General features: G+C 40.4%; 16 protein-coding genes. 8 read left to right on the forward strand and 8 right to left on the reverse strand.

Annotated elements, in window-relative coordinates:
• Window positions 1-40: 40 nt before the first annotated feature.
• From slyD to F986_RS15530, 3 genes are all read right to left on the reverse strand, one after another.
• Window positions 41-523, reverse strand: coding sequence for a peptidylprolyl isomerase (gene slyD / locus F986_RS15520; protein WP_004696728.1), 483 nt, complete (start codon window positions 521-523; stop codon window positions 41-43).
• 139 nt (window positions 524-662) lie between these two features.
• The gene (locus tag F986_RS15525; protein ID WP_004696729.1) at window positions 663-1,964 is read right to left on the reverse strand and encodes an NAD(P)/FAD-dependent oxidoreductase; all 1,302 of its coding nucleotides are present in this window, start codon (window positions 1,962-1,964) and stop codon (window positions 663-665) included.
• Window positions 1,965-2,088: 124 nt separating this feature from the next.
• The gene (locus F986_RS15530; RefSeq protein ID WP_004696730.1) at window positions 2,089-3,399 is read right to left on the reverse strand and encodes a D-alanyl-D-alanine carboxypeptidase PBP6B; all 1,311 of its coding nucleotides are present in this window, start codon (window positions 3,397-3,399) and stop codon (window positions 2,089-2,091) included.
• 179 nt (window positions 3,400-3,578) lie between these two features.
• Between F986_RS15530 and F986_RS15535 the strand changes: the two genes are divergently transcribed.
• A complete protein-coding gene (locus F986_RS15535; protein ID WP_004696731.1) occupies window positions 3,579-5,282 on the forward strand; it encodes a M61 family metallopeptidase in 1,704 nt (567 codons plus the stop codon).
• Window positions 5,283-5,368: 86 nt separating this feature from the next.
• Here the strand turns inward: F986_RS15535 and uraH are convergent, their stop codons facing one another.
• Window positions 5,369-5,767 carry a hydroxyisourate hydrolase gene (gene uraH, locus F986_RS15540; RefSeq protein WP_004696732.1) on the reverse strand — a complete coding sequence of 133 codons (399 nt, stop codon included), beginning with the start codon at window positions 5,765-5,767 and terminating at the stop codon, window positions 5,369-5,371.
• A gap of 530 nt (window positions 5,768-6,297) precedes the next feature.
• Here uraH and F986_RS15545 point away from each other — a divergent pair.
• The 3 genes from F986_RS15545 to F986_RS15560 all read left to right on the forward strand — a co-directional run bounded on the left by F986_RS15545 (window position 6,298) and on the right by F986_RS15560 (window position 10,314).
• A complete protein-coding gene (locus F986_RS15545; protein ID WP_004696733.1) occupies window positions 6,298-8,529 on the forward strand; it encodes an NADP-dependent isocitrate dehydrogenase in 2,232 nt (743 codons plus the stop codon).
• Window positions 8,530-8,651: 122 nt separating this feature from the next.
• A protein-coding gene (locus F986_RS18115) for an IS3 family transposase (RefSeq protein ID WP_115613876.1) occupies window positions 8,652-9,889 on the forward strand; the annotation gives its coding sequence in 2 pieces (ribosomal slippage) (window positions 8,652-8,988 and window positions 8,988-9,889; 1,239 coding nt in all).
• A gap of 95 nt (window positions 9,890-9,984) precedes the next feature.
• Window positions 9,985-10,314 (forward strand): DUF2971 domain-containing protein, encoded by a 330-nt coding sequence (locus F986_RS15560; RefSeq protein WP_004696734.1) that lies wholly within the window; start codon window positions 9,985-9,987, stop codon window positions 10,312-10,314.
• A 17-nt stretch (window positions 10,315-10,331) separates the two neighbouring features.
• Here F986_RS15560 and F986_RS18120 read toward each other — a convergent pair.
• A protein-coding gene (locus F986_RS18120) for an IS5 family transposase (RefSeq protein ID WP_094148576.1) occupies window positions 10,332-11,154 on the reverse strand; the annotation gives its coding sequence in 2 pieces (ribosomal slippage) (window positions 10,332-10,772 and window positions 10,774-11,154; 822 coding nt in all).
• 49 nt (window positions 11,155-11,203) lie between these two features.
• Between F986_RS18120 and F986_RS15575 the strand changes: the two genes are divergently transcribed.
• Complete coding sequence (locus F986_RS15575) at window positions 11,204-11,611, forward strand: hypothetical protein (protein WP_004696735.1); 408 nt, start codon at window positions 11,204-11,206, stop codon at window positions 11,609-11,611.
• 311 nt (window positions 11,612-11,922) lie between these two features.
• Here the strand turns inward: F986_RS15575 and F986_RS15580 are convergent, their stop codons facing one another.
• Window positions 11,923-12,711, reverse strand: coding sequence for a pseudouridine synthase (locus F986_RS15580; RefSeq protein ID WP_004696736.1), 789 nt, complete (start codon window positions 12,709-12,711; stop codon window positions 11,923-11,925).
• A 197-nt stretch (window positions 12,712-12,908) separates the two neighbouring features.
• Between F986_RS15580 and icd the strand changes: the two genes are divergently transcribed.
• The 3 genes from icd to F986_RS15590 all read left to right on the forward strand — a co-directional run bounded on the left by icd (window position 12,909) and on the right by F986_RS15590 (window position 15,522).
• Window positions 12,909-14,162 carry an NADP-dependent isocitrate dehydrogenase gene (icd, locus tag F986_RS15585; RefSeq protein WP_004696737.1) on the forward strand — a complete coding sequence of 418 codons (1,254 nt, stop codon included), beginning with the start codon at window positions 12,909-12,911 and terminating at the stop codon, window positions 14,160-14,162.
• Between the two features lie 284 nt (window positions 14,163-14,446).
• Complete coding sequence (locus F986_RS18460) at window positions 14,447-14,620, forward strand: hypothetical protein (protein ID WP_004696738.1); 174 nt, start codon at window positions 14,447-14,449, stop codon at window positions 14,618-14,620.
• Window positions 14,621-14,970: 350 nt separating this feature from the next.
• Window positions 14,971-15,522 (forward strand): M23 family metallopeptidase, encoded by a 552-nt coding sequence (locus tag F986_RS15590; RefSeq protein ID WP_004696740.1) that lies wholly within the window; start codon window positions 14,971-14,973, stop codon window positions 15,520-15,522.
• 204 nt (window positions 15,523-15,726) lie between these two features.
• On the opposite strand, the gene F986_RS15595 is transcribed toward F986_RS15590, so the two are convergent.
• Both F986_RS15595 and F986_RS15600 read right to left on the reverse strand, forming a co-directional pair.
• Window positions 15,727-16,929: a YbfB/YjiJ family MFS transporter gene (locus tag F986_RS15595; RefSeq protein WP_004696741.1), complete on the reverse strand. Its 1,203-nt coding sequence runs from the start codon at window positions 16,927-16,929 to the stop codon at window positions 15,727-15,729.
• 108 nt (window positions 16,930-17,037) lie between these two features.
• Window positions 17,038-17,643 carry a flavin reductase family protein gene (locus F986_RS15600; protein ID WP_004696742.1) on the reverse strand — a complete coding sequence of 202 codons (606 nt, stop codon included), beginning with the start codon at window positions 17,641-17,643 and terminating at the stop codon, window positions 17,038-17,040.
• Window positions 17,644-17,744 lie beyond the last annotated feature (101 nt).

Below are 17,744 nucleotides of genomic sequence, written 5' to 3' on the forward strand. Positions count from 1 at the left end.
GGAAGTTAAACTTTCGCCCTTTTTTTAAGATTGTTAAATCTTAGTGGTGGTGACCACCAGCACCGTGCGCATGGCCGTGCTGTAATTCTTCTTCAGTTGCATCGCGGATTTCTACGATTTCAACTTCGAAAGTTAAGTCTTGACCAGCAAGTGGGAAGTTCGCATCAACAATTACGTTTTCGCCTTCAACTGCTTTTACAGTTACGATTTGAACGCCATCATCAGTTTGAGCTTGGAACTGCATACCCGCTTGGATGTTGTCTACGCCTTGGAACATTTGCGCTGGAACTTCTTGAACGAGTTCAGGGTTGTATTCGCCATAACCTTCAGCAGCAGGAACAGTAACAGTGAATTTTTCACCTACAGTTTTGCCTAGCAATGCATTTTCTAAACCTGGGATGATGTTACCTGCGCCGTGCAAATATGCAAGTGGTTCACCTTGTGATTGGTCTAGCGTTTCGCCTTCAGCGTTAGTCAATTTGTAGTTGAAAGAAACCACGTGATCATTTGCGATAGCAGTCATGTTTTTCGTCCATTCATTTAGAATTTAAGGGGTATATCATAAAGTGAAAAGCAGCTTTTGTAGACTAAATTTAGCAAAAAAACTGCATTTTCCACGTTCTTATGGCGTTTTTTTATTAGTGGGGACGCATTTTTAGATTTCAATGCAATTTTATTTTCGGACCGACTTTTTTATTCATCAGGTCTTTTGCGGTCATCAGCCCAGCTTGGGTATAGCCATGTAAGGTGGCCTGATGGAGTCGATATAAAGAAACATACATGGTTTTTGCCAGCACGCCTTGCACATTAACTTGGCCCAGGAGTTCGCCCACAGCTTTGTATTGACTGAGGGAAACCAAAGAGCCTTTGTCAGAAAATTTAAACATCGGCAAAGACTGACCACGAATGCGCACTTTGAGCGCTCGAAGCAAAAAGGCTGCTTGTTGGCTGGCCACTTGAGCACGTGGGCCAAGGACTGGTTCATCGGCCGCGGGCTGGCAGTGAGCACAATCGCCAAAGGCAAAAATGTTGGGGTCGGAACGGGTTTGCAAAGTTGCATAGACTTTAAGACGTCCAATCGCATCTTTTTCAAAGCCTTCAAGCGCATTTAAAACGACAGGCGCTTTGATGCCTGCCGCCCAAACTTTTAGATCGGCATCGATTTGTGAGCCGTCAGCAAAATAGACATGGTCTTTGTCTAACTTGGCAACACGGTGATGGGTGAGGACTTCAACGCCAAGTTTTTCCAATTGGGTATGTGTGTGATTTGCCATTTTGGTGGATAGGGCGGGAAGAATACGATCCGCTGCCTCAATCAAGGTCACTTTGACTTTGTTTGGGTCAATTTTATTGAGACCGTATTTAAAAAAGGTACTTTTCGCATGGATCAATTCGGCTGCAAGCTCGACCCCTGTGGCACCTGCACCAATAATCGCAATATTGAGTGCGCGTGTTTCGGGGCGGTTTTGTGCATCCAAATACAAATGTAGAAGGTCTTGCTGGAAAATTTCAGCTTGCTGGCGACTGTCGAGGAAATGGCAGTAATGTTTAGCACCTTCGGTCGAAAAGTCGTTAGAGGTCGAACCGACTGCTAGGACTAAGGTGTCGTAGTTGAGTTCAAACTGCGTGGTTTCCGTGCTTTGTTTGGCATATTGGCGTGCTTCAAGTTTTACATTTTTATGTTCTTGATCTAAGCCGACAAAACGACCCAAAACAAACTCATAATGATGCTTAGAAGCATGTGCAAAATAATTAATTTCTTCAACACTTGGGTTGAGTGTACCTGCCGCAATTTCGTGGAGTAAGGGTTTCCAGATGTGGGTGAGGTTTTGATCGACGAGGGTGATTTTAACCCAGTTGGATTTTGCGAAGCTGTCACCGAGTTGCGTTGCTAACTCTAGACCACCAGCACCACCGCCAATAATAACAATATGGTGTGGCACTTGTTCTGTTTGTACAGCCATATGAAGCAACCTATTTATTATTAAAAAAAGAAGATGACATTGAATATGCCATCTTCTTGATTTATTGATAATTAGATTGTCTTACAAGTTACATAAAGTATAAAACTCGGGATACTGCTCGAACTTAACCGAGTGTGTAGGTTTTTACTTTAGGTTCATCACTTGATAAAAATGGAAACAAGCTTTTGAACCAAAACATCAGTCGCTGGAAAATATTGGCTTCTTCAATTTGTACATCTTCTTCAATGGTGAACGTTTGAATGAGCTGATTGTTTTGATAGACCTGCACTTTCGCCAGTTGCATCACTTCAGCCAGAGGAGCGGTCAGTTTGTTTTGCAACACTTCAATATTGAAATGCGTTTTTGTAGATTCTAAGGGATCAATGCGTTGAATAGTGCCATTGCCTGTATTGAGCATAATCCGTTGGTTGGTCTGGTCAAAGGCATGTAAGTCAATGGCATATGGCTGATCGTACAGTGATGTGGTCACAATTTTCGGTTGCTTACTTTCCACTTTGAACATTTTCAATGTCGATTTGACGACAGGCAGTTCAGCGATAATTTGCTTATCTTTCAGTGCAACTTCATTGCGAGTATAGGTATAAGACAAATTCATGAGGTTGTGTGCAACTTCAGCACGCTTAGCTGCACTTTCTGTACCCAAAACGATGACCACCAAGCGACGGTTTGGATTGTCTGGATTCATGGTTGGGCGGTTTGCTGTCAGGGCTAAATTGTATCCCGCTGCTTTGGTATAACCTGTCTTTAAGCCATCTACGGTTGGGTCTTGTTTTAACAGAATATTTGTTGCACGGTGAAAGCGTTGATTATAGCTAAAACTTTGCTGTTTTGAATAGTATAAATAGTCTGGCGTTTCATTCACCAAGGCTTGGCCTAATAGCGCTAAATCATGTGCGGTCGAATAGTGCTCTGGCATGGTGATACCAGCAGGATTCTGAAAATGGGTTTCAGTCATTCCCAGCGCTTTGGCTTCTTGGTTCATTCGTGCAACAAAGTTTGGAATATCACCTGAGATGCGTTCTGCTAAAGTCACCGCTGCATCGTTGGCAGACATCACCACTAAACCCGCTAAAAGCTGATCCACAGAAATCTGTTCGCCTTGTTTTAAGTACATTTGGGACTCATCCCACATCACTGTACTGACCACAGGTGTTGCGGTAAGAATTTCGCTCTTATTGAGCTTCCCTGCATTAATTTCTTTGAGTGCAATATACGCCACCATCATTTTGGTGAGCGAAGCGGGTGCACGTTGAACATGACTATTATGCTCTGCAATGACTTGCCCCGATTGGCTGTCAAAAACTGTCCAAGCTTGAGCTTCAACTGTTTCAGGAACAATGTTGAGCAATGCCGCTTGAGTGAAACTTGAACATAAGGCGAAGAGTGTAGCGATGAAGTAGATGACAGCTTTCAATGAAATTCCCTAACCAAGCCATTCCGTGACTTTTAAACCTAAAACAGCTGCAAATGCTATGCCTTTTTTTCCTCAATGACCAGTCAAAAATGCAGACAAATGTGACTGTGACGCAAAACTGGCGTAAATAATGCTAAGCTAAGTTATAACTCATTTCATTTTATTTTGTATCGCCCATTATGTTGCATTATCAGATCGAATTTGACGATTATCGTCAGCACCTTATACACGTGACTTTACGTTTTGTAGCAGACCCAACACAGGTACTTTCATTACCAACTTGGATTCCGGGTAGTTACCTCATTCGCGAGTTTTCAAAGCATATAGAGTCAGTTCGTGCTTATGATGAAGAAGGGCGTTTGTTAGAAATTCAAAAATTTGAAAAGAATAAATGGCGTCTTTTTAATACCGATCATGAACTGATTACGGTTGAGTATGATGTCTATGCCTATGATCTGTCGGTGCGCGGTGCGTATGTAGATCAAACCCGTTTATATGTAAACCCCGCATGTGCTTGCTTAGGTTTGGAGGGTCAAGAGGATAAAGCAGTTGAAGTTGAATTGTTCCTTCCTGATGAACTAAAACACTTCCAATTGGCTACCGGTATGGCTTCTAAAAGCCTCGTTAAAGGTCGTTTTACCTTAAAAGCCAAAAACTATGCCGAGCTGATTGATGCACCATTTGAGTTGGCAGAACAGACGCGTTTTGGTTTTGAAGCCAATGGTATTCCGCATGAGTTTGTGGTGTCAGGTAAACATGCCATGAATGCTGCACGTATGCAGCAAGATATTGAAAAAATCTGTGCAACAGAAATTTTAATGTTTGGCTCAGCGCCATTTTCAAACTACACCTTTATGACGATGGCGACAGCAAATAGCTATGGTGGTTTGGAGCATCCAAATTCAACCAGCTTGATTATTCCTCGTGAAGACTTACCAAAAGCCAATGAGCCTGAAGAGCCATCTGAAGACTATCAACGTTTCTTAGGTTTATGTAGCCATGAATATTTCCACTCATGGTTGGTCAAATTCATTCGTCCTGAAAACTTTGTCAATTATGATCTAAACAAAGAAGGCTATACCTCTTTGCTTTGGATTTTTGAAGGTTTCACGTCTTATTATGATGACCTGATTTTGCTACGTAGTGGTGTGATTTCCCAAGCCTCATATATCAAACTACTCAAAACTCAGATTGATCGTTATTTACAAAATCCGGGTCGTTTTGTTCAGTCTGTGTCTGAGTCCAGCTTTGATGCATGGGTGAAATTTTACCGTCAGGATGAAAACTCGAACAATGCAGGCACCAGCTATTACAACAAAGGTTGTTTGGTTGCCCTATGCTTAGACTTAGGTTTGCGCTTACGTGGTTCAAGTCTAGATGCACTTATGCGTAAACTTTATGAGAACGCGCAAAAGGGCATACAAGTACATGAGCGTACAATTGTTGAGTTGTGCAATGAGCTGACGGGTGATAACTGGATTGAGCAAATCAATCACTTAATTAACACCACAGATGAGTTGCCGCTCGATCAACTTTTCCCTGAGTTTGGTTTAAGTTATAGCCTGAAAAATGATAAGTCATTACCGTTAGGTTTAAAGCTTGTAAATAAGCCAGAAGGCGTGTTGGTGCAAAGCGCACGTCGTGATGGTGCTGCTGCTCAAGCTGGCCTTTCTGCCCATGATGTGATCATTGTGATTGATGGTCTCAAAGCAACGGTGAAACTGATAGAAAAGTATGCCAAGCAAGAAGGTATATATAGCATTTTGGCATTCCGCCGTGATGAGTTGATGAGCTTTGATGTGAAAGCTGCTGGCTCAGAGCTGACGGAAGTTGAATTGAAAGTTGAAGACCAAGCAAAAGCAGAGAAGTGGTTCAAGGCTTAGTCCCTAAGCCACTTTATTTGTCATTCTGTTGAAATAAAAACCGATGCCTAGGTATCGGTTTTTTTATATTTGTTCATTTTTGAATATTAACTACCACGATAAGTGGAATAGCCATATGGGCTAATTAACAGCGGGATATGGTAATGATCTAATGAGCCATCAATTACAAACACCACGGGCACTTCTGGAAAGAATGAGCGCTGATTTTTTTGGCGAAACCAATCACCCGTTTTAAAGGTAACTTTGTATACACCTTTTTGTAAGGCCGTATCTTTGGGATATAAATCATTGATTCGACCTTGGTCATCGGTCATGCTTGAGCTGATTTCTGTCCATTTATCATTTTGTTGGGCTTCAAGTGTCACTTTGACATTGGCAGAAGGGAGACCATTTTCCAAATTCAGCACATGGACGCTCAATGGATTTTGAGCAAAACACCAAGAAGAAAAACCAAGTCCAATGAGCGGAAGCAGCATTTTTAGCATTGAATTGACCCTTACCGTTGCAGGAAAAAGATTCAGTTTAACCAACCATATAAAAATCATAGGTTTAAAAATGTAAAAATGGGGGAGTACGCGTAGAGGGTTTATGTATCAATATTTAAGCTGCAGCATGTCGAATGGCTCTGCCGATTTAAATTTAGCGCTGAGAAAAGTCATTCTGATGCATGTAGGGCTAGATGCATGTAGGGCTATAAGACTATAAAAAGGATTTGAAGACTGTATTATGTGAAAAGTATCTGTTGTTGTGGTTTAGATGAGGTAAATAACACATTTCGCTAAAAAATTTGTCTATTTTCTAAGCAAAAGCTAAAGCCTTGTGGAAAGACGTGATTTTGAAAAACGAAGGCTGTAGTGGTATTTTCTGGCGAAATGTCGTTATCACTGGATATTACGTTGACTGTAAAGCCCTGAGGGACGATACTTTCAGGGTTTTATTCAAGCACATCGGTTCGCAGGGGTTGAGCCAGAAGCTCATCACCCTAAAAAACTCAATCTAACGCAAGGGGCTATATATGGCTGGTGGAAAGTCAACCATCATTTACACACTGACCGACGAGGCGCCATTGCTAGCGACTTATTCGCTACTGCCGATCATTGAGACCTTTACTAAACCTGCTGGTGTAGAGATCGTTAAAACTGATATCTCTGTTGCCGCACGTGTTCTCGCAGAATTCTCTGAATACCTAAAAGAAGAGCAAAAAGTCCCAGACAATCTTGCAGAACTAGGTCGTCTTACCCAAGATCCAGATACTAATATCATCAAACTCCCGAATATTAGTGCCTCTGTTGCTCAGTTAACAGCATGTATCAAAGAGCTTCAATCAAAAGGCTACGCGATTCCTGACTATCCTGAAAACCCAACCACTGAAGACGAAAAAGCGCTTAAAGCGCGCTATGGCAAATGTCTTGGTTCAGCTGTAAACCCTGTATTGCGTGAAGGTAACTCTGACCGTCGTGCACCAGCTGCAGTGAAAAACTATGCGAAAAAACACCCGCACTCTATGAGCGAGTGGAAGCAATGGTCTCAAACTCACGTTTCTCACATGGATGAAGGCGACTTCTACCACGGTGAAAAGTCGATGACTTTAGACCGTGCACGTAATGTGAAAATGGAACTCATCACCAAGTCTGGTGAAACGATTGTTCTGAAGTCAAAAGTTGCACTTCAAGACGGCGAAATCATCGACTCAATGTTCATGAGCAAGAAAGCGCTTTGCGATTTCTATGAAAAAGAACTTGATGATTGTAAAGAAGCGGGCATTTTGTTCTCTTTACACGTTAAAGCAACCATGATGAAAGTTTCACACCCGATCGTTTTCGGTCACTGTGTGAAAATTTACTACAAAGATGCTTTTGAAAAACACGGTAAATTGTTCGATGAGCTAGGCATTAACGTAAACAACGGTATGGCTGGTCTTTACGAGAAGATCGCAACTTTACCGACATCTTTACGTGAAGAAATCATCGAAGACTTACATGCTTGCCAAGAACACCGTCCTGCACTTGCAATGGTTGATTCGGCGAAAGGCATCACAAACTTCCATTCACCAAACGACGTGATTGTAGATGCTTCAATGCCTGCAATGATTCGTGGTGGCGGTAAAATGTGGGGCGCTGACGGCAAACCTTATGACTGTAAAGCAGTAATGCCTGAGTCAACTTTTGCGCGTATCTATCAAGAAATGATCAATTTCTGTAAGTGGAACGGTAACTTTGACCCACGTACGATGGGTACTGTGCCTAACGTTGGTTTGATGGCGCAAAAAGCTGAAGAATACGGTTCGCACGACAAAACTTTCGAAATGTCTGAAGCGGGTGTTGCAAACATCACTGACCTAGAAACTGGCGAAGTGTTGATGACTCAAAATGTTGAGGAAGGCGACATCTGGCGTATGTGTCAGGTGAAAGATGCACCGATTCAAGATTGGGTAAAACTTGCAGTAAACCGTGCTCGTAACTCGGGTATGCCAGCAATCTTCTGGTTAGACCCATACCGCCCGCACGAAAATGAAGTGATCAAGAAAGTACAAAAATACTTGAAAGACCACGATACTGCTGGTTTAGACATTCAGATCATGTCTCAAGTACGTGCAATGCGTTATACACTTGAACGTGTAGCGCGTGGCCTAGATACGATTTCTGTAACGGGTAACATCCTACGTGACTACCTGACTGACTTGTTCCCAATTATGGAATTGGGTACTTCAGCGAAAATGTTGTCTATCGTTCCGTTAATGGCGGGCGGTGGCATGTACGAAACTGGTGCGGGTGGTTCAGCGCCTAAACACGTACAACAGCTTGTTGAAGAAAACCACTTACGTTGGGATTCTTTAGGTGAGTTCTTGGCGCTTGCTGTTTCTTTAGAAGAGCTAGGTATTAAAGAAGATAACGCTCAGGCGAAACTTCTTGCGAAGACTTTAGACCAAGCGACTGGCAAATTACTTGATAACGACAAGTCTCCATCACGTCGTACAGGCGAGTTAGATAACCGTGGCAGCCACTTCTATTTAGCGAAGTTCTGGGCTGAAGCGCTTACTGCACAAGATGAAGATGCTGAGTTGAAAGCGAAGTTTGCGCCACTTGCGAAAGCACTTGCTGAAAACGAAGACAAGATCATTGCTGAACTTGCTCAAGTTCAAGGTCAAGCTGCTGACATCGGTGGTTACTATGCTGTAGATACAGCTAAAGTAAATGCTGTAATGCGTCCAAGCGAGACTTTGAATGCTGCACTTGAAGCGATCTAAGTCAAAACTAAATCGGTAAATTTACCGATGAAGTGAAAAAAGCCGATGCATATGCGTCGGCTTTTTTTAATAAATATATGTCCCGTCCTGAAATAAGTTTACACCTTTAAGAGGCTTATTTTATGGAACATGAACGAGAACAAAGAGTTAAACGTACACAAGGTGATTATAGCTTTGCCTTTAAAATGATGGTTGTACATGAAGTAGAAAAAGGGCAAATTACTTATAAACAAGCTCAGGCAAAATATGGTATTCAAGGAAGATCAACTGTGCTGGTATGGTTACGCAAGCACGGACAACAGGACTGGACTTCGAATATGCCGCCTTCTTCTAAACGCCAATTAACACCCCAACAACGAATCCGCCAATTAGAAAAGCAGTTAGCCGCAGAAAAGCTTAAAACTGAATTTATTCAGGATGTGATTTATCACATTGATAAAGAATGTGGGACTGATCTTGGAAAAAAGTATACCGAGCACGTTTCAAAGATTGGCAAAGCCAAAGAGGACTAAGCGTTTCACGTTATTGTCAGTGGTTGGGAATCACCCGACAAGCTTATTATCAAGCAGAAAAACGTGCTCAAATGACTGCACAAGCAACTGAACAAATACTTGAGTTGGTTATGGAATATCGTTGTCTCATGCCAAGTATCGGAACACGTAAGTTGTATTGGCTTATTAAAGGCAAATTGTTGCAGCGTGGTTTAAAGTGTGGACGGGATCAGTTATTTAAAATATTGAAAGAGCATAATTTATTGATTCGCCCCAAGCGTCGCTATACAAAAACTACGGATAGCAAGCATTGGATGAAGAAGCATCCAAATTTATTAAAGGATTATTCAGCAGTGCAAGCCAACGAAGTCTTTGTTAGTGATATTACTTATGTTGAGAGTGCTGAAGGCGTACATTATTTATCATTGGTGACAGATGCTTATACCCGTCAGATTAAAGGTTATAAGTTATCGAATGATATGCGTGCGGAGAATGTTATGCAGGCTCTACATATGGCGATGCAGCATGTGACGGATCGAGCGACTAGGATGATTCATCATTCAGACAGAGGCTCTCAGTATTGCTCTGAGCTATATCAATCGGCATTGCGCCATTATGGGATATGTCCTTCCATGACAGATGGATACCTTGCGAAACAGTGTTTCTCATATCAAAATGCATTAGCAGAGCGGATTAATGGAATATTAAAGCAGGAGTTTTTAACTACACGATGTCAAACCATGAAGGAGTTAGATCACTTAATTACGGAATCTATCATGATTTATAATTGCTATAGACCACATTTAAGTTTAAATATGAACACCCCGAATCAGATGTATGAGCAAACTAAAACCGAGCTAATTGCTTAACTCGGTTTGAAGTGGAATACTGTCAATCTATTTCAGGACAAGACATATAATTAATGTAAAACACACTGAGCATGGATTTAAAGAAGAAAAAGTAGATGAAAGTTTATAAATATAGATATGGCTCACAACGTGATTTAGAGTCGTTAAAACAAGATTATTTTTATGCACCTAATTTTTTGAAATTAAATGATCCCTATGAAGGGATGTATGTTGATGAAATTTTAAGTGCGTCTGAACTGCATCCTTATTTAAAAGATAGTTTTAGTAGATTTTATGAGGATATTAAAAGTTATGGTATTTACTCGTTGAGTAAAACTGCAATAGATGAGCTTTTATGGGCATATTATGCAAATTCACATCAAGGTTTTTGTATAGAGTATGATCAAGAAGTACTATTACAGATAAAAAATATTCAGACATATTAGATCTCCTGCGAAAGTCATTATTGCAAGTTTATCCGGTTTACGAGTGCAGCAATTAAGTTAATGCGTAAGCCGAATCTTTTCCGTCTATTTCGATAGCGTTCACTTAATATTCTAAATGTTTTCAATTGACTATTAATGTGTTCGATCACAACTCGTATTTTTCCAACCATTTTATTGTACTTTTTCTCAACATCAAATAAAGGTAAATTCTTCTTTTTCTTTATTGGCATCAATAATTTAAAGCCATCTTGCTCTAATCCGTAGTACCCTAGATCAGTCATAACATATTCACAATGTTTGAATTTCTTAACCGTTTTTCTTGCCAATTTAATGTCATGCTGACTGCCATTCGATATATCTAGCCCTATGATTTGTTTGCTGTTCGGATGATAGATCACTTGTACTTTTAGCGTATATTTCTTCTTTTTACCACTGTAGAATTTACTCTGATTTTTTTTTCGGACGTTCTATTGAACATTCTGTCGCATCAATAATTACCCAGTTAAAGTGTTCGTCTGCCGTGGTAATGCTTCGTTTTGGCAGAGTAAAACGTCTTGATTTCATCAATGCATCTTCAACCTTTTTAATGGTTCGATTCACATTACTTTCAGCGATATGGTAATTTGCCGCTAATTCCAGTTGAGTGCTGTAGTTCCGTAAGTAATTGAGAGTTAATAACAACTGATCCTCTATATCTAAAGTATGAGGACGACCTGATTTCTTTTTGAGTGATTCTGCTTTTTCTAAAACCTCTACCATTTCAGTAAAAACATGTCGAGGTACGCCAACCAAGCGTTTGAATTCAGAATCTGAAAAACGATTTAATTTCTGATATCTCATGAAATTTATATTGAGGTGGTTTTTACTTTCGCAAGAGGTCTATTGTGTTATGGAATATGGAGACGATTTACCTAAATTGAATTTTAATTCGGTTTTTCTTAATAATAGTATTTCTAAACTTAATAAGTTTATTTTTGGGAAAAAATCAAAAAGATGGCAACATGAAGATGAAATAAGAATAATCATGGATTATTTTGGTAAAGTTGAATATGACTTTAGAGCAGTGAAAGCAATTTATTTTGGTTTAAGAATGCCGAAAACACAACAAGATTTGTATGATGATAATAAAAAATTACCTGATAAGTTATCTCAAGTGAGTCAAGAACAAGTCATGGAGGTTTTGAAAGGACGAAATATTAAATATTATCAGATGAAATTTAAATCTAATTCTTATGAATTTGAATATATTCAAGTTATAGACCCTTATAATGATGTTGAAAAATATAAAATACTATAAATTTATAGATGATTTTTGATTGATTAGAGTGGTTATCTTTAGTAGGTAGGAAGTCAGTTATTTTACTAAACTTGCTGAGATTATGCTTTCTGATCGAATTTTTTGTAAATTAGCTCACATAGTTAGTTAGATCTGTAAATGCTTGAAAAAGTGAAATAGACCAATTATTTATACTGATTTTCTAAAAGAGGATGAATAAATCTTATTAATAAAGAAAAACTTTGCTTTGCAAGAAATTCATGACTTTCATTAAGAATTAAAATTACCATAAAAATAAAGCCCACTTTCGTGGGCTCTAAATCACTCAAATCTTAACGACCATTACGTCCGCGACCACGTGGAGCTTTCGTATTAGGACGTGTTGTACCATTGGTTTTACGTTTTGGTTTCTCACTTTCATCCATTTGCCAAATACGCTTTGTACCTGACTTTTTCACGGAACCATCTTTGTTCTTACGAACCATAGGCTTACCACCTGTACCCCCCGGTTTTTTCACATAAGAGCGTGAACGGTAAGGTTCTTCCGCAGGAATGTTTTGAAAGTCAGGGTATAAAAGTGGTTCGATTTCTTTGGATTCACCTGGTTGTAAACCCATTTGAACCAAATCAATTGCACCAATTTTAGTACGGATTAAACGTAAAGTAGGAAAACCTACAGCAGCAGTCATGCGACGTACTTGACGGTTACGGCCTTCACAAATTGAAATTTCGACCCAAGAAGTCGGCACAGACGCACGGAAACGTACAGGAGGATCACGATCCCATAACCACTCAGGTTGTGCAACTTTAGATGCTTCAGCAGGTAAAGTTATACCATCTTTCAGTTCCACGCCTTTACGCAACTGCTCCAGCGCTTCTTCAGTTACATCACCATCGACCTGAACCAAATACGTTTTAAATTTTTTATTGGCAGGGTTGGTGATGTATTGGTTTAAACCACCATGATCGGTTAAAAATACCAAGCCTTCAGAGTCCATATCCAAACGACCAGCCAAGCGCAAAGTAGAGTCGCTGACAAAGTCAGACATCGTCATATGTGCTTCATCTTTACGGAACTGGGAGAGGACGTCATAGGGCTTATTCAGGATGACGATTTTCATAGTCAATAACTTCTGTAATTACATAAAATAAGAAATATCAAGATTTATTTAATAGAGAAATGTAGTTATTTCTCGTATAAATCTCAAAAACAGCGGAATTCGATTAAGCTATTATGCGATAAGAAGAGTGGAAAGTATTGTCTATCGGCAATTATTTTTTAAATTTGCCAATTATAATAAAAGGGAGCGCCTGCAAAATGGGTTATCAGAAGATCATCGTTCCTGCGGATGGTAGTAAAATTACTGTAAACGCAGATTTATCCTTAAATGTTCCAAATCAACCGATTATTCCTTTTATTGAAGGCGATGGTATTGGTGTCGACATTACACCAGCTATGAAAACTGTAGTGGATGCTGCAGTACAAAAAGCATATGGTGGTAAACGCTCGATTGAGTGGATGGAGGTCTACTGCGGTGAAAAAGCCAATAAAATTTATGGCTCTTATATGCCAGAAGAAACTTTTGATGCGCTACGCGAGTTTGTGGTTTCAATTAAAGGCCCTTTAACCACACCTGTTGGTGGGGGGATTCGTTCTTTGAACGTGGCGTTACGCCAAGAATTAGATTTGTACGTCTGTGTACGCCCTGTACGTTGGTTTGAAGGGGTACCATCACCTGTTCAGCACCCTGAACTGACCGATATGGTCATTTTCCGTGAAAACTCAGAAGATATTTATGCAGGGATTGAATGGAAAGCCGACTCTCCTGAAGCGAAGAAAGTGATTAAGTTTCTCAAAGAAGAAATGGGCGTGACTAAAATCCGCTTTGAAGATAACTGTGGTATCGGGATTAAGCCTGTATCGAAAGAGGGAACGCAGCGCCTTGTGCGTAAAGCGATTCAATTTGCGATTGATAATGATAAGCCGAGTGTGACCTTGGTTCACAAAGGCAATATCATGAAATATACCGAAGGGGCGTTTAAAGAGTGGGGGTATGAGCTTGCGATGGACCGTTTCGGTGGTGAGCTCATTGATGGCGGGCCATGGGTAAAAATTAAAAACCCAAAAAGTGGTAAAGACATTATCATTAAAGATGTGATTGCCGATGCATTCTTGCAGCAGATTTTAATGCGTCCTGCGGACTATTCAGTGATTGCAACTTTAAACCTGAATGGTGACTATATTTCTGATGCATTGGCTGCAGAAGTTGGAGGGATTGGTATTGCGCCGGGTGCGAATATTGGTGGGGCGATTTCTGTTTATGAAGCCACGCACGGAACAGCGCCAAAATATGCTGGGCAAGATAAAGTCAACCCAGGCTCTATTATTCTTTCTGCTGAAATGATGCTACGGGATATGGGTTGGGTAGAGGCGGCAGATTTAATCATTAAAGGGATTTCAGGGGCAATTGAGGCGAAAACAGTCACTTATGATTTTGAGCGATTAATGCCGAATGCAACCTTATTACGTTGTTCAGAGTTTGGTGAGGCTATTATTGCGAATATGGAATAAACCTAAAGCTAAAAATGATAGAAACCCGCATATATTGCGGGTTTTCTTTTGTTGGCTTGAAAATAGGTCTGGAAATAGGTTTGTAATGTAAAACTAGGTTAAAGGATTCGTGCTTTCAGTGAGTATAGGTAAGGTCAAATCAAAAGGAGAGTTGATTTTTAACCATAAATTATATATGTAATTACAATGAAGTACTTTGATACAGCTTATAGCTTGGGTTTTTAGCTGAGTGATGTATGGTGGTCTTTGTCGAATGTTACGGCAGATGATAAAGGAGTAGTCTCGTGGCTAATCAACAAAATCAACAGCAGAACAATCAGCAGCAACGTCAACAACAACCAAATCAACCGCAAGAACAGCCAGATCAACAACAACAGCAACAACAACCCAAACCAAATCAAGGCCAGCAAAAACAGCCGAATCAAAACCAACCGAACCCAGATCAGCAACAACGCTAGGCGTATTGCTATTTCATGAACGAATGTTAAAGGCATTTCAAGGAAGAATCGAGCAAAGGGAGTTGAACCAAAGGAGGACCCTATGTCGAATAATGTTGTGAAAACATTAAAACAGAAGATCAAAGCACGTTTAAAAAAGATCTCTAAGCATCAGTCTAAGCTGAAAGCCTTAGAGAAAAAACTGAAGAAGTGTAAGTAGTTTTACGTGGTTTATTCGAAGCAAAGCCCTCATTTTATATGAGGGCTTTGCCGTTACATATATAAGATATCTTTCAATATATGAGGCATTTAGTATGAAAAGGTAACTTTATCTTATTTTAATATCTAAAAATTAGCTGAGTAGTTGAATCATGTCTCGTTTAGTTCTGAGTGGAGCTATTTTAAGTACAAGTCTGCTGATGAGTGGATGTCAGCCACCCGCTTCGGGTGAAGCAGCAGGTTTGAGTTATCCATATTTATATTGGCAATTATATAAGACACCTTTAGAGAAAATCTTAAATGTGCCTGTACAAGGTGTAAGCCATAAGCAGATACAGGACACTTGGGGGGCTGCACGTGGTCAGGGCCGAAAACATCAAGGTATTGATATCTTCGCTAAACGTGGTACACCTGTCTTAAGCGCTACATCAGGCATTGTCTTGGATGTCGGCCTCAATAGTCTAGGTGGACAAGTAGTATGGGTAATGGGACCAAACTTAAGCCGTCACTACTATGCACATTTAGATGCTTATGCGCCTAATATTCAAACGGGTGATTGGGTTGAAGTGGGAGAAGTATTGGGCTATGTCGGGAACACGGGCAATGCCAAGAATACGCCACCACATTTGCACTATGGAATTTATAGGACTGGAAAAGGAGCCGTAAATCCTTATCCGTATTTAACTTTAAATGCATTGAAATAACCGAGCTTTGATCTACAGCTGTAAAAGTTTGAATGCGTGAATTGTATTGGTTATAGAAGGCACATCAATTGGGTTCTTTTCTTATACTTAAACCGTACATTTGTAGTATTTAGAGGTAAGTTAAAAATATCACAGGTATTTAACATGGACGGCCCTTTATAACGGAACCTACAACTCTTTTTCGATTTCCTTCTATGTGAAGGATTAAAAGGCCTCTTTTTTAGTTGTTGGATTGGAGGTGGATGTCCTACGGGTAAAGTAAAATAGTTGCAATGTTCCTAAACCGAGAACTCCCGCAGCAAGCATAAACTGAAAGTGATATGACCAACCCAAATGCTGCAAGGTACTAAAACTTAAACCACCGACCAGTTGGACCGTTGCAAAGCTAAGTGTCGCCATACTCCACAACTTTTTATAGGCCAAGCCGTAGAGTTGTAAGATGGTGTAGGAGGTGAGAAAGACCACCGCAGGGTTCAGTAGGCCTGTGAGAAATGAAGACAGGAGCGTAAATATAGGCGAGAAACTCAGAACCGCAATAAAAACTGCCGCAATATAGACACTGTATAAAATCTTTAAAGCGTGAAAGTTGCCAAATTTACGCGCTAAAGCATAAGCTATCGCTGCACCTAGAGCACTGCCTAAGCCATATAAAATCCAGTTAAAATTGATCCAATATAAATTTAGCGTTAAAACATGACTTAAATAATCAATCCAAAACAAAGAATGGGGAATATAGGCAAAGGCGCTGCAGGCATAAACAATGAGTAAACTATAGTAAATTTTATTCACTGTATGAGTCTGGGGCTGGCTTGTAGGGATACTGTGCAGTTGCTTTTGGAAAGGGCGAACCAGTATCCATAATAACCATGTAATGACAAATGCAAAGCCACAGAGAATGAACCATGCGCTACTGATTGCAATACGGTCTAAATACGGCATAAACAGCGTGGCTGCCAATACGCCAATTCCTATTCCGCTAAATCCAATGAGATTAATTTTAAAACGGTGCGGTAACTCACTGCACTGTGCCACAATACTGGGCGATAGAATCATCAGCAAACCACCACCGATACCTGAAATGATGCGCCACACCAAATACCAAACTTCATTAAAATGCGAAAATGCACAGGCAAACAGGCTGATTGAACCAAAGAGCGCAGCAAAAATGATATAGATCGGCATTTTTGCATTTTGTGGCAACTTCATCGCCCAAAATGCTCCGATCAGATAGCCCAGCAGATTGGCACTACCGAGTAGACTGGCGAAATTGTGTGACCATTCATAGGCTTCGCGAGTGGACGGCAGTAGCGCGGTATAAGAAAAACGTAAGATGCCAATTCCCAAGCACATACTCAGGCAGAGAAAGAGACTCAGTTGTACGGTGCTTGAGAACGTCCTGTTCATCATAATTTGACTATTTGTTTAAAAAATACACTTGAACTATAAGATGAAATTTACAATAAAACAATCGAGTGATGTCCACCTTTAGTCGAGCGGAGTAAAGGCGCAGTCAATTTAATCAGTATCTTTGAGTTGATTGATATCCACTGCATCACCAATGGTATAAAAGTGTCCGCCTGCAACATGGTGGATGCTTTTCCACTCATCTGCGGCTTCATGGTAGTACCAATGGCCATCTCTAAAAACACGATCATCTGCATAAGCGGCAATGACTTTGCCAATAAATAAGTCATGCTGCTGCTGATTATGCGATTCAGGAATGAGTTCACACAGAATCCATGCGCTACAGCCTTCAACCACTGGAATTGGGCTGTGACCAAACTGAAAAAGTTCGACCCCACACTGACGTAACTTTTCAGGAGCATCATATTGACTGATCATGCCCAGTGCGTAGACCATTTTCAGCTGTTTAAGTGTAGGGACTTGCAGCGCAAACAAACCCGATTTTTCAATAATACTGCGGGTTTTCGTAGATTTATCGAGTACCACCGTCACTTTGGCTGGGCTAAACTCTAGGGCGCATGCCCAAGCCGCGGCCATGACATTGGTGCTTTCATCATCTTGACTGGAAACCAGCACGGTTGGGCCGTGGTTGAGTAGCCGATATGCTTTTTCTAAAGGGACGGGCAGAATGTGAGGATTAAGCAAAGATTGATTCATGTAAAAGAACACTTTAACAGTCGTTTAAATGCTTTATACCACATTCTAAAACTGCCAATTCAGTCTAAATTTGTACATTCAGCGTGGAATATGGCGCAAAA

Source organism: Acinetobacter johnsonii CIP 64.6 (genome assembly GCF_000368045.1).
Taxonomy (GTDB): domain Bacteria; phylum Pseudomonadota; class Gammaproteobacteria; order Pseudomonadales; family Moraxellaceae; genus Acinetobacter; species Acinetobacter johnsonii.